Below are 15,413 nucleotides of genomic sequence, written 5' to 3' on the forward strand. Positions count from 1 at the left end.
GTTATCCTGACGTCAATGCTTACCCCCTCCTTGAATGCTGTGAGGTATCGTCGTGGACCACCTGCCGATTTTTTGTCAATTACGCCATCGCGACTGCCTGCTTGTAGGCGGCGGCGATGTGGCTGAGCGCAAGGCGCGCCTGCTGCTGGAAGCGGGGGCCCGACTGACCGTGAATGCTCTCACCTTCACCCCGCAGTTTGACGTCTGGGCCCGGGAAGGGATGCTCACGCGGGTACAAGGAGAGTTTGATGAATCCCTGCTGGATACCTGCTGGCTGACCATTGCCGCAACGGATGACGATGCCGTGAATCAGCGCGTCAGCGATGCCTGCGAAGCGCGGCGTATCTTCTGCAACGTGGTAGATGCGCCGAAAGAAGCCAGCTTTATCATGCCGTCGATTATCGACCGCTCACCGCTGATGATTGCGGTGTCATCCGGTGGACGCTCTCCTGTTCTCGCCCGCCTGCTGCGGGAAAAACTGGAAGCCGTGCTGCCGCAGCATCTTGGTCAGATTGCCCACTATGCCGGACAACTTCGTTCCCGCGTGAAGCAAACCTTCGCGACCGTAGGGGAGCGCCGTCGCTTCTGGGAAAAGTTCTTTGTGAACGACAGGCTGGCGCAGTCGCTGGCGAACCAGGACACAAAAGCGGTGGAAGAGACGACCGAACAGTTACTGAACGAACCGCTGGATCACCGTGGTGAAGTGGTGCTGGTCGGCGCGGGTCCTGGCGATGCAGGCTTACTGACGCTGAAAGGCCTGCAACAGATCCAGCAGGCGGATATCGTGGTCTACGACCGCCTGGTCTCCGATGACATCATGAACCTGGTGCGTCGCGACGCCGATCGCGTCTTCGTCGGCAAGCGCGCGGGCTACCACTGCGTACCGCAGGAAGAGATTAACCAGATCCTGCTGCGCGAGGCGCAGAAAGGTAAGCGCGTGGTGCGTCTGAAAGGCGGCGATCCGTTTATCTTTGGTCGCGGCGGCGAAGAGCTGGAAACCCTGTGCAACGCAGGTATTCCGTTCTCCGTGGTGCCAGGGATTACGGCGGCGTCCGGCTGCTCAGCCTACTCCGGCATCCCGCTGACCCACCGCGATTACGCGCAGAGCGTGCGTCTTGTGACGGGCCACCTCAAAACCGGCAGCGAACTGGACTGGCATAACCTGGCCGCTGAAAAGCAGACGCTGGTCTTCTACATGGGGCTAAATCAGGCCGCCACCATTCAGGCGAAACTGCTGGAGCACGGCATGGAGGCAGATATGCCCGTTGCGCTGGTGGAAAACGGTACCGCCATTACGCAGCGTGTGGTCGATGGTGTGCTGACTCAACTCGGCGAGCTGGCGCAGCAGGTTGAAAGTCCGGCGTTGATTGTGGTGGGTCGCGTGGTTGAATTACGCGATAAGCTGAACTGGTTCTCGAATCACTGACACATATTTTTCCCTCTTCGAGTAGTCCTTAAGCGGACTACTCCCCTCTAACGGCTACCGCTAACATACCGCCCGCATAGTGGAACTTTTCCATTTATTCCCTCGTATTACATCCAATTTTTTAGACAAGGAATGCGTATGTTCAAGCTGGCAAAAGCCGCCGTTCTGGTTGGCCTGTTATCGACCCTGACGGCCTGTACCGGTCACGTTCAAAACACCAAAAATAACTGCAGCTACGATTATCTGCTGCACCCGGCGATCTCAATTTCAAAGATCATCGGTGGTTGCGGACAGGCGGCACAGCAGTAAGCCGTTTTCAGGCGTAAAAAAACCGGGATTTCCCGGTTTTTTAGTTTTGGGAAGTGCGGCCTGATGCCCTCACCCTGACCCTCTCCCACGGGGAGAGGGAACAAACCCTAAAAACGGTAACGTGGTTACCGTTTTGCTTTTACCTATGGTTTACTAACAAACCCAATCGCTTCATACACCGCTTTGAGGGTTTCTGACGCGCGCGCGCTGGCTTTTTCCGCACCGTCTTTCATCACCTTCTGCAGGAAAGCTTCGTCGTTACGGTAGCGGTGATAACGCTCCTGCAACTCGGTCAACATGCCGGAAACGGCGTCTGCCACTTCACCTTTCAGGTGGCCGTACATCTTGCCTTCGAAGTGCTGTTCCAGCTCTGGAATGCTCTGGCCGGTCACACCGGAGAGAATATCCAGCAGGTTGGAAACGCCCGCTTTATTCTGCACGTCGTAGCGCACCACTGGCGGCTCGTCGGAGTCGGTCACCGCACGCTTAAGCTTTTTAACCACGGATTTCGGATCTTCCAGCAGGCCGATAACGTTGTTGCGGTTATCGTCTGACTTGGACATCTTCTTGGTCGGTTCCAGCAGCGACATGACGCGTGCGCCCGATTTCGGAATAAACGGCTCTGGTACTTTAAACACCTCGCCATAAAGCGCGTTGAAGCGCTGGGCGATATCGCGGCTCAGCTCCAGGTGCTGTTTCTGGTCTTCACCGACAGGAACCTGGTTGGTCTGGTACAGCAGAATGTCAGCCGCCATCAGCACCGGATAGTCAAACAGACCGGCGTTGATGTTTTCAGAATAGCGTGCGGATTTATCCTTGAACTGGGTCATGCGGCTCAGTTCACCGAAGTAGGTGTAGCAGTTCAGCGCCCAGCCCAGCTGTGCGTGCTCTGGTACATGTGACTGAACGAAAATGGTGCTCTTCTCAGGATCGATGCCGCAGGCCAGATAGAGGGCCAGGGTGTCCAGGGTGGCTTTGCGCAGCTTCTCAGGATCCTGACGCGCAGTGATGGCATGAAGGTCCACGATGCAGTAAATGCAATGGTAGTCATCCTGCATGCTGACCCACTGACGCAACGCACCCATGTAGTTACCAATGGTCAATTCACCTGACGGCTGTGCGCCACTAAATACGATGGGCTTAGTCATTATTCAATTCCTGATGTTCACTGTGCGAAAGCCCGAGTGCGGGCAACAAATCTTTGAAGTGGTCGAACACAACATCCGGCTCACTCAGCGTAATGGCCTCACCGTAGTTGTAGCCATAGGTCAATCCGACGGAAGGACATCCTGCCGCGCGGGCAGCCAGAATATCATTGCGGGAATCCCCGACAAAGAGCAGCTCCGCAGGTGTTAAGGATAATTTTCCTGCCACCAGCAACAGCGGTTCCGGATGCGGCTTTTTGTTTTGCACATCATCGCCGCCCACAATCACGGAGAAATATTTCGCGATATCCAGCGCGTCGAGAAGAGGGGCAACAAACGGCGTGGGTTTATTGGTCACTAGCCCAAGCGGGATGCCTTTGGCATGCAGCACGCTCAGGGTTTCCTGGACGTCCGGGAAGAGAAAACTCCCCTCTTCAACGGTCTCTTCATAGAAACGATTGAACAGTTTGCGCAGAATACGTAGCTGCTCATCCTGAGGGATATCCGCGTGATCGACGCTCGGTTTGCCCTGCGCGGAACGCTGCGACGCGCGCTCCTGGCGAGCCCACGTTAACGCGCGCTCCATCAGCACATCGGCACCGTTGCCAATCCACGTCACAACACGTTCTTCGCCCGCAACGGGCAGTTCAAGGGCATACAGCGCCTGATCCACGGCGCTCGTTAAGCCCGGCGCGCTGTCAACCAGCGTGCCGTCGAGGTCGAACGCTACACCCCGAATTGCCTGCAATTTATCCATGACTTACCTTCGCCAGCTCGCGGCGCATTTCATCAATGACTTTTTTGTAATCCGGTTGGTCGAAAATGGCCGACCCGGCAACGAACATATCCGCGCCCGCTGCCGCAATTTCACCAATGTTATTCACTTTCACACCGCCGTCCACTTCCAGGCGAATATCGTAGCCTGACTCATCAATACGACGGCGCACTTCGCGCAGCTTGTCCAGCGTATGAGGGATGAACGACTGACCGCCAAAGCCCGGGTTAACAGACATCAGCAAAATGACGTCCAGTTTATCCATGACATGATCGAGATAGCTCAACGGCGTGGCCGGGTTAAACACCAGACCCGCCTTACAGCCATTCTCTTTGATCAGCTGCAGGGTGCGGTCCACATGTTCAGAGGCTTCCGGATGGAAAGTGATGATGCTGGCCCCCGCCGCGGCGAAGTCTGGCACGATTCGGTCGACCGGCTTCACCATCAGGTGAACGTCGATCGGCGCGGTGATGCCGTAGTTACGCAGCGCCTTGAGCACCATTGGGCCAATCGTCAGGTTGGGGACATAGTGGTTATCCATAACGTCGAAATGGACGACATCTGCGCCAGCCGCGAGAGCTTTAGCCGTGTCTTCACCCAGGCGGGCAAAATCGGCCGACAGAATTGAGGGAGCAATCAAAAACTGTTTCATCCGCATCTCCTTGAAATGTGTTTACCGGCGGGCAAAACGGCTCAGGGGCGATAAAGAGCCAGGAGTTCGTCCACCTTTTTACGTGTGCCGCCGTTGCTGCTAATGCTACGCCGCACTTTAACCTGAAAATGCTTCGCGGCTTTATACCATTCGCGCGTATCAGGCGTATCGTGATTCGAAATTAACACCGGAATTCTTTTGCTGACCAGCTTTTCCGCCATCTCCGCCAGACGCGCCTGTTCGGCCGGGCTGAAGCTGTTGGTATGGTAGGCGGTGAAATTCGCCGTCGCAGACAGCGGGGCGTACGGAGGGTCACAGTAAACCACCGAATTTACGCCCGCCAGTTCCATACACTCCTCATAGGAGAGACAGTGGAACTCTGCATTCTGCGCTTTTGCAGCAAAGTGATATAACTCGTCCTGCGGGAAGTACGGGCGCTTATAACGACCAAACGGCACGTTGAATTCACCACGCAGATTATACCGGCACAGGCCGTTGTAACCATGACGGTTGAGATAGAGGAACAACAGAGCGCGGCGGAACGGATCCTGGCTCTGATTAAACTCCGTGCGGAACCGATAGTAGACGTCAGGGTTGTTGTTCTCAGGCGTAAACAGCTTACGCGCCTCTTCCACATACTCATCGGTACGCAGTTTGACGATGTTATAGAGGCTGATAAGGTCGCTGTTGATATCCGCGAGGATATAACGAGAAAAATCGGTGTTCAGGAACACCGATCCTGCACCCACGAAGGGCTCGATAAGACACTCGCCTTTTGGCAGGTGCTTTTTAATATCATCGAGCAGGGGGTATTTCCCCCCTGCCCATTTCAGAAAAGCGCGATTTTTTTTCATGCTGACTAACTGATTACACCTTCTCCGGCTGTGGAGAAAGCTCCGACAGCATCCTGCGCTTTAAACATTACTTCAGATCGGCCTGAACCTGATGAATCGGCTTCGCCCATGGGTTTTTAGCCTGAACATCTGCAGGCAGCGACGCCACGGCACGTTTCGCTTCATCTTTGGATGCATAAACCCCGCTAACCAACACATACCACGGTTGACCGTTTCGGGTCGTCTGATAAACCACGTAGTTTTTCAGATTTGATTTCTTCGCCCAACCGTTGAGGTTGTCATAGTTAGACGAACTGCTCAACTGCAGCGTGTAGTTGCTGGATGGCGCAGATTTCAGCGAGCTGACGTTGCCTGCGGTTTTGCCTGCTGTCGTGCTGGAAGCCGTCGCGGCAGGCGCAGTGGTGGCCGCCGGTGCCGTTGTGGTCGCCGTCGCTTTCGGTGCAGTCTGCGTGACTGGCGCTTTGGCCGGCTCGTTCACGGCAGCTGTAGCCGTGTGTTTCGGCTGTGTCGGTGCGGCTTTCACTTCAGGCGCTTTGACTACGGCCTGAGGTTTGGTTTCACGCTTAGGTTCAATCACCGCCTGCTTACGTTCAGGACGTGTCGCCGTTTGCGTCTGACGCGGCTTGGTTTCCGTCGCCGCAGTTTGCGGCTGAGCGTTACCACCGCGAATCGGCGCAACGGTTGCAGGTTCAGTTGGCAGCGTAGAGTTCACCACAACGTTATCAACCTGCTGCTGGTTCTGTGGCTGCGTCAGTGCATTGTTCAGGTCTCCCTGAACTTCTACACGCTGCTGGCCTTCAGGCGTAACGGGAGCCTGGCCCTGAGCTGGGGTTGATGACACAGGCGGCAGGGAAACATCCTGCGGCGTCGTGGTGTTGCTGGCAGTCTGCTCAGCGGAAGTGGTGCCCGGCGCTGGCTGCGCACCGTTCGCCTGATCCGTCGCATCGTTACCGGAAAGATTAATGCTCTTCTCAGTAGAAGCCGTCTGCTCGGTTGAGTTCGTTGACGGTGCTTTCAGCGCGGAGCCAATGCCAACAATCAGCAGCACAAGCACCAAAACGCCAAGGCCCATCATAATATACTGGCGGGAAGCCGGTTTCTGCGCAGCGGCTTTTTTACGTTTACGCGGGCGACGCTCTACAGGCTGTTCGTCCATTGAATCTTCTTCGGACTCATAATCCTCTTCTTCTCGCTCATCACGCGCGTTGCGGCTACGCGAAGGGCGACGATCGTCTGCATCCAGTTCAACATCGTCAAAGTTGATCTGCGGCTCGTTATCACGTTCTGAAGATTGACGAGAACGACCAGTACGACGATCGCTGGGATCGAGTTTCAGCTCGTCTTCTGGTTTGAATTCATCCATTTAACACCCCACTCAAAGGCTTATGCCTACGTCTTTGCATTTCGCCTGAAGCTAAACGACCACCGGTAAAAGTGGCCTGACCTTTCTAGTTGTTACGCCTGCTGACAATCAGCGATAGCGCCAAGAACGACATCGTGCGACACTCCGCCGCGCACTTCACTCTTCCCTATTGCAAGCGGGAGTACAAGACGCATCTCACCTGCCAATACTTTTTTATCGCGCATCATGTGGGGTAAATACGCTTGCGCCGACATCTCCTGCGGCCCGGTTACCGGCAAACCTGCACGTTCAAGCAGCGCAATGATACGTGCCGTCTCTTCCGGTTTAAACTGACCCAGACGTTCAGAGGTGCGGGCTGCCATGACCATTCCGGCAGCGACGGCTTCACCGTGCAACCAGTTGCCGTAACCCATTTCGGCTTCAATGGCGTGACCAAACGTATGCCCAAGATTCAGTAAAGCACGTAAGCCGGTTTCACGCTCGTCTGCGGCGACAACTTCTGCTTTCAGTTCACAACAACGACGAATGCAGTATGCCAGTTTTGCTTCATCCAGGCGCAACAACGCATCCATATTCTCTTCCAGCCAGTTAAAGAACTCGCCATCCAGAATAATGCCGTATTTGATCACTTCAGCCAGACCCGAAGCCAGCTCGCGCGTCGGCAGGGTTTTCAGACAGTCGAGATCCACCACGACCGATGCGGGTTGGTAGAACGCGCCAATCATGTTTTTGCCGAGCGGATGGTTGACTGCGGTTTTGCCGCCGACAGAGGAGTCGACCTGTGACAGCAACGTGGTCGGGATTTGAATAAAACGAACGCCACGTTGATAACTTGCGGCCGCAAAGCCGGTCAGATCGCCCACAACACCGCCGCCCAGGGCAAGCAGTGTTGTATCGCGACCATGCGGTTTTTGCAGCAATGCGGTAAAGACGGTATCCAGTACCGTCAGGCTTTTATACTGCTCGCCATCGGGCAGAATCACACTGTCGACTTTAACGCCTGCCTGCTCAAGCAGGTGGCGTACGCGGTCGAGATAAAGCGGAGCCAGCGTCTCATTGGTGACCAGCATCGCCTGATCACCCGCTTTTAGTGGTAAAAAGGAAGCTGGGTCGTTAAACAAACCAGCCGCGATGGTGATAGGGTAACTACGTTCCCCGAGAGTAACTGTAATCCTCTCCATGACGCGACATCCACCTTTAATGCTTTACCCGCAGGCGAGTGTATATAAAGCCAGAATCAGTTGCTTTCCAGCATATGAATAATCTGGTTTGCAACCACTTTAGCGCTCTGATCGTCAGTGCGAATGGTCACATCGGCAATCTCTTCGTACAGCGGATTGCGTTCATCGGCCAACGCTTCCAGAACTTCGCGAGGTGGCGTTTCAACCTGCAGCAACGGGCGCTTTTTATCGCGCTGCGTACGTGCCAGCTGTTTCTCAATGGTCGTCTCAAGATAGACCACTACGCCACGGGCGGAGAGACGGTTGCGGGTTTCGCGAGATTTCACAGAGCCGCCGCCTGTTGCCAGTACGATGCCCTGTTTTTCCGTGAGTTCGTTGATCACTTTTTCTTCTCGGTCACGGAAACCTTCTTCGCCTTCTACATCGAAAACCCAGCCCACATCAGCTCCGGTTCGTTTCTCAATCTCTTGATCAGAATCGTAAAATTCCATATTGAGTTGTTGAGCTAACTGACGCCCAATAGTGCTTTTGCCGGCACCCATAGGCCCAACCAGAAAGATATTGCGTTTCTCTGCCATTTTATCGGTACTACTAAGACTATTCGTTAATGGTAATCCCCGCTTCGCAGACACCCGGCGTAGCAGGACATGAACTGAAACCTCATATGCAATAGAGCGAGAGTCAGACTAAAAATTATCTCAATACTCCGGCTTGTTTGGCAACTGATTAAATCACCACGCCGGTCGCATAAGGTAATAAGACGTAAGTCCAACTCAAATCGGTACTCCTTGTATGCTAATTCATGCCCCACGTCAAACATCTGCAACAAACTGAATGCAAAATCATTGCGGGGATCGTTACCCGTCAGTGAATAGCCACCAGACGTGGTGTAATAAACACCACTAACTCACGCCGTTCATTGTCTTTTCCATCATGGCGAAAAAGTTGTCCCAGCCAGGGGATGCGGCTAAGCCCGGGTACGCCGTCACTGCCGGTTTTATTCTTTTGCGAGAAAATCCCGCCCAGCGCCAGCGTTTCTCCACTTTTGACCTCCACCTGGGTTTCTATCTCCTGCTTGTCGATGGCCAGCGTTTCACCGTCAGCCTGCTGCAACACCTGTCCCGGCATGTTTTCACTGATGTGTAACTTCAGTCGCACGCGTCCACCGGGCAATACCACCGGCGTGACCTCCATTCCGAGTACTGCCTCTTTAAACTCCACCGAGGTCGCGCCGCTTTCGCCGCTGGAGACCTGATACGGGATCTCACTGCCCTGCTTGATGCTTGCCGGTTGCATATGCGAGGCCAGCAGCCGGGGGCTGGCGATGATATCGACCTGCTGTTTTTGTTCCAGCGCAGATAACTCCAGATCCAGCAGCCTGCCGTTAATCCGCCCGATGTTAAACCCCACATGGCTGGTTGCGCTGGCCACGGACAGATCGCTGCCAAGCGTCGTAATCTGTCCAACCCTGCCCGCCTCGGTAGCGTCAGCGAGATTCCATTTCACGCCCAGCTCACGGAGGCTTTTTTCATTAATGGTGACAATGTGCGCCGCCAGCTCAACCTGCTCGACGGGAATATCCATCTGCAACGCCCACTGCTGCAGCGCTTCCAGCGCGGCAGCGTTATCTCTGACCAGCAGGCGGTTGGTACGTTTGTCGACCGATACACTCCCCTTTGGACTCAGAAGCTTTTCCGCGGCTTTTTGCAGTTCCCCGGCGTCCGCATATGAAAAAGGGAGGCTTTGGGAGATCAGCGGTGCATCAAGCTGTCGACGCGCCCGCTCCTGCTCTAAACGTTCCCGCCGATCGCGCAGCCATGCCGGGGTATGAACATAAAAAATACTGCGCTCCTCGTGCAAAACGAGCCCGGCGCTGGCAACGACCGTCTGCAATGCTTGCCGCCAGGGGACGCCCGTCAGATTAAGCGAGAGCGTGCCGCTGACATCGGGCGATATCACCAGATTACGGTTCTCCTGCGTAACCAGTGCCTGGAGCACTTGGGCCACAGGAACATCATCCACCACCAGCGTGACCGGCTTTGGCGCGGCGGCCCACAGCGGGTGGCTGAACGCCAGCAGCAACAGCACTATCCTTAACGTCATTTGTATCCTTTCCTTCTCGTTGCCACGTCCATTGCCCGGGTTCACATGTCTCCCCCACGGCAATGACCAGTTCCGTTTCATTGATGGCGGTTATCTGCCAGCCCGCCGAAAAACGATCGTGCATTTTCATACGATGCCAGCGCTGTTGCCCGTCCTGCAAAATAGCCAGTCGCTGCTGTCCGGCTACCATTCCGCGGTAGTGCCACTGCGCCAGCTCGCCCGTAGCGCAAGGGTCATCCGGCGGACGAAACGGATCGCGCATGCCGGTCAATAACAGCACGGAACAAACCAGCAGGCCCTTCGCGCTATTTCGCATGTTCCAGCTCCAGCCGCAGGCGTAACACCGTACTTTGGGGCGAAATCGTAAAAGCAGCGACCTGCACATCCCGCTGTGCCAGCCGGGAAAAGAGTGCGGGGATCGCCTGCCACGCCGATTCCAGCGCCAGTTCGCCGCCGTTTTGCAACGGCTTCCAGTGCAGGAGCGTTGTTCCTTCACCCTGAAAATCGAGCGGCGAAAATGGCATCATCTCCCATGCCGTCTGGGTTTCCGGACGAAGCGTTGTCTTACTGGCGGAAGGCCACAGCGACGCGTTAGTCCGCACCTCCTGGACCAGCTGCTGCTGTCGCTCTGTACACTCCCTCTCAACTGGCCGAAGCACCGTGCTCCATGCTGCCAGTCCCACAAGGAAAATCCCCAGACACATGCAGATCAGCCGACACCAGGGGCGGCTATCACACCAGCGTTCTAACAATGTCTCCACGCGCTACCCCTCGCTTTTCAGGTACAGCGTGAACATCCAGCGCCCCTGGCTATCCTGCCGAAGCTCCCCTTCAGGCCCGGGCATAAAGCCGGCGAGTTGTCCCACCCCGTTGCGCAGCGCAGAGAGAGCCGGAAGGGTGGAGGCATACCCGATCATCATCAGCGCGGGAGGCTGATAACGCAGCTCTGTCAGCCAGACCTGTGGGGGCATGGCGCGGGAAAGTGATTCCAGCACCGGTTGCCATGCGTGTCGTTGCAGCGTGCCCGCAGGCTTCTGCGTCACGGTGGTCAGTTTCTGGCGAGACATAAGGCCACGCTGCACGGACTGGGTTCCCACAAGCTGACTTTGCAGCGCGCGCAGCGTTACCTGATGGTTCATTCGCAGACTGAAAACGATCATGAGGATCAGCAGCGACGTGCTGATAAACATGCCGCCCCAGAAACGCAGGCATCGCGCGCGACGCTGCTGACGCCAGGGCAGGAAATTGGTGACGTTCATTCAGGCTCCTCACTCATAGCCAGTGCCAGCGCGACGGTAAAGCCAGCTCCGCATTCGGGGAGAGGAGCATGGCAGCGTTGCAGGGTTTCCCATGGCGTCCGTTGGGTATCAAACAGCGCGATGTCGTTCGGGTTGAGGGCCAGCAGCGCCGCCAGCTCAGTGACGTTTTCTGCTTCAGTGGTGTATCGACGTCCCCACTGGTGGCGCATGGCCCACAGCCATTGATGCTGATCCCGCCAGGCGACGCACGGCGTCGGTGCTACCGCAGGGAGCAGGTTCGCCAGCGCGCTGGCATCCGGGGTGATGGTCGCCAGCCGCAAATGCAGTGTTTTCGCCAGCGCCAGCAGCGTTTCAACCTCCTTGTTTTGTGCGGCAGTGACGTGATACGTATTGCTGAACGTATCCTGGGTGTAATCGAAACAGAGGGTATCTGCGGACATCTCCAGTTCGCGCGCGAGCGACGCGCCCAGCCATGAGAGCTGTTCGCTGTCGCGCAGCGCAACCGCCGGGCGGGGAAGCGACCTTTGCAGAGTGCGCGCGGCTGGGAATGAGAGATAGACCCGGTGATAATGCGGCAGCGTCTTTCGCCAGTCGCGCAACGCATTAACCAGCTGTTCCGGCTGGCAAATTTTGCCGTCACGAATCGTGCCTTCAGCAAGAGTGAATGCCCACCAGCGGCGTAAACACCAGCCGCCTCTCTCCCGGGCCAGCGCCGCAATCAGCACCCTATCCTGTTGAATATGAACGCCCGTTTGCCATGTTTTGAAAGCCATGCTTCACGATCTCCTTATCGCCCGTCGCCGTGACGGCTATATCAATGAATCAGGCTTGCCTTTATACTACCGCGCGATTGTTTAGAAACTGCCCAAGTGAAACCAAATGGGAAATCTCCGGTGAAGTTCGTAAAGTATTTATTCATCCTTGCAGTCTGTTGCATTCTGCTGGGAGCAGGCTCGATTTACGGTTTGTACAAATATATTGAGCCACAGCTACCTGATGTCGCCACGCTTCGCGATGTGCGGCTCCAGATCCCGATGCAAGTCTATAGCGCCGATGGCGAATTGATGGCGCAGTATGGCGAGAAGCGTCGTATCCCGCTGACCTTAAACCAAATTCCGCCCGTGATGGTGAAAGCCTTTATCGCCACCGAGGACAGCCGTTTTTACGAGCACCACGGTGTCGATCCGGTGGGGATTTTCCGCGCCGCGAGCATTGCGTTGTTCTCTGGTCATGCCTCCCAGGGGGCAAGTACCATTACGCAGCAGCTGGCGCGTAACTTCTTCCTCAGCCCTGAAAAAACGCTGATACGTAAGATCAAAGAGGTGTTCCTGGCGATCCGTATTGAGCAGTTGCTGAGCAAGGACGAAATCCTTGAGCTGTACCTCAATAAAATCTACCTGGGCTACCGTGCTTATGGCGTGGGGGCTGCGGCACAGGTGTATTTCGGTAAACCGGTGGATCAACTCACCTTAAGCGAAATGGCCACCATCGCCGGTCTGCCTAAAGCGCCTTCTACGTTTAACCCGCTCTATTCGCTCGATCGCGCAACCTCGCGTCGTAACGTCGTCCTGTCACGTATGCTGAGCGAAGGCTATATCAGCCAGAGCGAGTACGACCAGGCGCGCAATGATGTCATCGACGCCAACTACCACGCCCCTGAGATCGCCTTCTCTGCGCCTTACCTGACCGAAATGGTGCGCCAGGAGATGGTGAGCCGTTATGGCGACAAGGCCTATGAAGATGGCTATCGCGTGTACACCACCGTCACTCGCAAAGTGCAGCAGGCGGCTCAGGAGGCGGTGCGCAACAACGTGATGGACTACGACATGCGTCACGGCTATCGCGGCCCGTCAAACGTGCTCTGGAAAGTGGGTGAAAGCGCGTGGGACAGCAAAAAAATCACCAGCACGCTGAGGGCGCTGCCAACCTATGGCCCGCTCCTCCCTGCTGTCGTGACGCAGGCCAATCCTCAGGAAGCCGTTGCGACCCTGGCGGATGGCACTTCCGTCTCCCTGCGTATGGACGGGATGCGTTGGGCACGACCTTACCGTTCGGACACTCTGCAAGGGCCAACCCCGCGTAAAGTCACCGACGTGGTACAGACCGGACAGCAAATCTGGGTGCGTAAGGTGGGCGATGCCTGGTGGCTGGCGCAGGTCCCTGACGTCAACTCGGCCCTGGTCTCGATCAACCCACAGAATGGTGCGGTCATGGCGCTGGTTGGCGGGTTCGATTTCAACCAGAGCAAGTTCAACCGCGCGACTCAGGCACTGCGTCAGGCTGGCTCCAACATCAAGCCGTTCCTCTACACCGCGGCGATGGATAAGGGCTTAACCCTTGCCAGCATCCTTAACGACGTGCCTATCTCCCGCTGGGACGCTGGTGCCGGTTCCGACTGGCAGCCGAAAAACTCGCCTGCGGAATATGCCGGCCCTATTCGTCTTCGTCAGGGTCTGGGACAGTCGAAAAACGTGGTGATGGTACGTGCCATGCGCGCAATGGGCGTTGACTATGCGGCAGAGTATCTGCAGCGTTTCGGCTTCCCGGCGCAGAACATCGTTCGCACCGAGTCGCTGGCGTTAGGCTCCGCTTCCTTTACGCCGCTTCAGGTCGCACGTGGATACTCGGTGATGGCCAACGGTGGCTTCCTGGTTGACCCGTTCTTCATCAGTAAAATCGAGAACGATCAGGGCGGCGTGCTGTTTGAGGCAAAACCGAAAATTGCCTGCCCTGAGTGTGATATCCCGGTCATTTACGGCAATACACCGAAATCCGAGGTGCTTGAAAACAAGGACATGGAAGACCCTGCCGTGTCTCAGGAGCAGCCGAATATCGTTGTACCGCAGCCACAGCTGGAGCAGGCTAACCAGTCGCTGGTTGCACAGACCGGCGCGCAGGAGTATGCCCCGCATGTGATCAACACGCCGCTGTCGTTCCTGATCAAGAGCGCGCTGAACACCAACATCTTCGGTGAACCAGGCTGGCAAGGTACCGGCTGGCGTGCGGGACGCGATTTACAGCGCCATGATATCGGCGGTAAAACGGGTACCACCAACAGCTCGAAAGATGCATGGTTCTCCGGCTACGGTCCGGGCGTAGTGACCTCGGTGTGGATCGGTTTCGACGATCATCGCCGTGACTTAGGTCGTACCACGGCATCCGGCGCGATTAAAGATCAGATTTCCGGCTACGAAGGCGGCGCGAAAAGCGCACAACCGGCGTGGGATGCGTACATGAAATCCGTTCTTGAAGGCGTACCAGAGCAGCCATTAACGCCACCGCCGGGTGTGGTCACGGTCAATATCGACCGTAGCACCGGACAGCTCGCTAATGGCGGTAATAGCCGCGCCGAGTATTTCATCGAAGGCACGCAGCCAACCACGCAGGCGGTGCATGAGGTGGGTACAGAGATTATTGATAACGGCGAAACGCACGAGCTGTTCTAAGCATAAAAATGCCCGGTAAAAACCGGGCAAAGAATCCCAGGCCGGGTAAGGCGAAGCCGCCACCCGGCTTTTTTTATGACCTACAACCGCCCCTGCCCCTTCAACCATTCCCGAACCAGGAACAACGCGCTCACGTTGCGGGCCTCGTTAAAGTCTGGGTCTTCCAGCAGATCCATCAGATGCGCCAGCGGCCAGCGCACCTGCGGCAGCGGTTCCGGCTCATCTCCCTCCAGCGATTCAGGGTAGAGATCTTCAGCCACCACAATATTCATTTTGCTGGAAAAATAGGACGGCGCCATGCTCAGTTTTTTCAGGAACGACAGCTCATTCGCGCCAAAACCCACCTCTTCTTTCAGCTCACGGTTTGCCGCTTCAAAGACCGTTTCACCCGGGTCGATCAGTCCTTTGGAGAACCCAAGTTCGTAAGATTCTGTTCCCACGGCGTATTCGCGGATCAAAATCAGGTGATCGTCGACGATAGGGACAATCATCACCGCTTCGCGCGAAGAGGGGCGCATACGTTCATAAACACGACGCACACCGTTGCTGAACTCCAGGTCCACACTTTCAACATTAAACAGGCGCGATTTGGCGACAGTTTCAACATTCAGAATGGTGGGTTTTTGTAGTGGTTTGCTCATCTTGATGGGGTCTTAACAGTGTGAACTGGCTTTATTGTGCGATATGCCGCACGGTTTCGGCAATGTCAATCGCTCTTTATTTACATTTATGCAACGTAGCTGGGATCAATCCTCAATTCAAAACAAATGTCAAGAGGTTGAAATGTTTCCAGGAATTTGCTGATATCGCGCCATAAGAGGCTTTGCTATCATCACCGGTCACTGGGATGCGCTTCAGAATGCTCAAGTTCGACTCCATACTTGCCGATAGCCAGCCACA

General features: G+C 55.9%; 16 protein-coding genes. 3 read left to right on the forward strand and 13 right to left on the reverse strand.

Annotated elements, in window-relative coordinates; genetic code table 11:
• Positions 1–52 precede the first annotated feature (52 nt).
• Both cysG and AAER43_RS21230 read left to right on the forward strand, forming a co-directional pair.
• Positions 53–1,426, forward strand: a complete 1,374-nt coding sequence (gene cysG / locus AAER43_RS21225; protein WP_050862853.1) for a siroheme synthase CysG — start codon at positions 53–55, stop codon at positions 1,424–1,426.
• 138 nt (positions 1,427–1,564) lie between these two features.
• Positions 1,565–1,735, forward strand: coding sequence for a YhfL family protein (locus tag AAER43_RS21230; protein WP_014885520.1), 171 nt, complete (start codon positions 1,565–1,567; stop codon positions 1,733–1,735).
• 143 nt (positions 1,736–1,878) lie between these two features.
• Here the strand turns inward: AAER43_RS21230 and trpS are convergent, their stop codons facing one another.
• The 12 genes from trpS to AAER43_RS21290 all read right to left on the reverse strand — a co-directional run bounded on the left by trpS (position 1,879) and on the right by AAER43_RS21290 (position 11,840).
• Entirely contained in the window at positions 1,879–2,883 is a 1,005-nt protein-coding gene (gene trpS, locus AAER43_RS21235) for a tryptophan--tRNA ligase (protein ID WP_045134907.1), read from the reverse strand.
• The gene (gene gph, locus AAER43_RS21240; RefSeq protein ID WP_023331480.1) at positions 2,876–3,637 is read right to left on the reverse strand and encodes a phosphoglycolate phosphatase; all 762 of its coding nucleotides are present in this window, start codon (positions 3,635–3,637) and stop codon (positions 2,876–2,878) included. The genes trpS and gph overlap by 8 nt, the downstream gene beginning before the upstream one ends.
• On the reverse strand, positions 3,630–4,307 hold the full coding sequence (gene rpe / locus AAER43_RS21245) for a ribulose-phosphate 3-epimerase (RefSeq protein ID WP_014885523.1): 678 nt from the start codon (positions 4,305–4,307) through the stop codon (positions 3,630–3,632). The genes gph and rpe overlap by 8 nt, the downstream gene beginning before the upstream one ends.
• 41 nt (positions 4,308–4,348) lie before the next feature.
• Positions 4,349–5,161: an adenine-specific DNA-methyltransferase gene (dam, locus tag AAER43_RS21250; RefSeq protein WP_014885524.1), complete on the reverse strand. Its 813-nt coding sequence runs from the start codon at positions 5,159–5,161 to the stop codon at positions 4,349–4,351.
• 67 nt (positions 5,162–5,228) lie between these two features.
• Complete coding sequence (damX, locus tag AAER43_RS21255; RefSeq protein ID WP_050862854.1) at positions 5,229–6,524, reverse strand: cell division protein DamX; 1,296 nt, start codon at positions 6,522–6,524, stop codon at positions 5,229–5,231.
• Positions 6,525–6,616: 92 nt separating this feature from the next.
• Positions 6,617–7,705 (reverse strand): 3-dehydroquinate synthase, encoded by a 1,089-nt coding sequence (aroB, locus tag AAER43_RS21260; RefSeq protein ID WP_014885526.1) that lies wholly within the window; start codon positions 7,703–7,705, stop codon positions 6,617–6,619.
• A gap of 56 nt (positions 7,706–7,761) precedes the next feature.
• A complete protein-coding gene (gene aroK / locus AAER43_RS21265) occupies positions 7,762–8,283 on the reverse strand; it encodes a shikimate kinase AroK (protein WP_003861630.1) in 522 nt (173 codons plus the stop codon).
• Between the two features lie 286 nt (positions 8,284–8,569).
• Positions 8,570–9,808, reverse strand: a complete 1,239-nt coding sequence (gene hofQ, locus AAER43_RS21270; protein ID WP_047625348.1) for a DNA uptake porin HofQ — start codon at positions 9,806–9,808, stop codon at positions 8,570–8,572.
• On the reverse strand, positions 9,720–10,124 hold the full coding sequence (locus tag AAER43_RS21275) for a HofP DNA utilization family protein (RefSeq protein WP_047625350.1): 405 nt from the start codon (positions 10,122–10,124) through the stop codon (positions 9,720–9,722). Before AAER43_RS21275 ends, hofQ begins: the two co-directional genes overlap by 89 nt.
• On the reverse strand, positions 10,114–10,569 hold the full coding sequence (locus AAER43_RS21280; RefSeq protein WP_050862855.1) for a hypothetical protein: 456 nt from the start codon (positions 10,567–10,569) through the stop codon (positions 10,114–10,116). The genes AAER43_RS21275 and AAER43_RS21280 overlap by 11 nt, the downstream gene beginning before the upstream one ends.
• Before the next feature lie 3 nt (positions 10,570–10,572).
• The gene (locus tag AAER43_RS21285) at positions 10,573–11,067 is read right to left on the reverse strand and encodes a PilN domain-containing protein (RefSeq protein ID WP_045134911.1); all 495 of its coding nucleotides are present in this window, start codon (positions 11,065–11,067) and stop codon (positions 10,573–10,575) included.
• Positions 11,064–11,840, reverse strand: a complete 777-nt coding sequence (locus tag AAER43_RS21290) for a hypothetical protein (RefSeq protein ID WP_057057692.1) — start codon at positions 11,838–11,840, stop codon at positions 11,064–11,066. The genes AAER43_RS21285 and AAER43_RS21290 overlap by 4 nt, the downstream gene beginning before the upstream one ends.
• A gap of 120 nt (positions 11,841–11,960) precedes the next feature.
• Between AAER43_RS21290 and mrcA the strand changes: the two genes are divergently transcribed.
• Complete coding sequence (gene mrcA, locus AAER43_RS21295) at positions 11,961–14,513, forward strand: peptidoglycan glycosyltransferase/peptidoglycan DD-transpeptidase MrcA (protein WP_342702020.1); 2,553 nt, start codon at positions 11,961–11,963, stop codon at positions 14,511–14,513.
• Positions 14,514–14,593: 80 nt separating this feature from the next.
• Here mrcA and nudE read toward each other — a convergent pair whose 3' ends face one another.
• Positions 14,594–15,154, reverse strand: a complete 561-nt coding sequence (gene nudE / locus AAER43_RS21300) for an ADP compounds hydrolase NudE (protein ID WP_008503041.1) — start codon at positions 15,152–15,154, stop codon at positions 14,594–14,596.
• Between the last annotated feature and the right edge of the window lie 259 nt (positions 15,155–15,413).

This window comes from Enterobacter sp. FUJ80071 (genome assembly GCF_038739915.1).
In the GTDB taxonomy this organism is placed as follows: Bacteria; Pseudomonadota; Gammaproteobacteria; order Enterobacterales; family Enterobacteriaceae; genus Enterobacter; species Enterobacter kobei.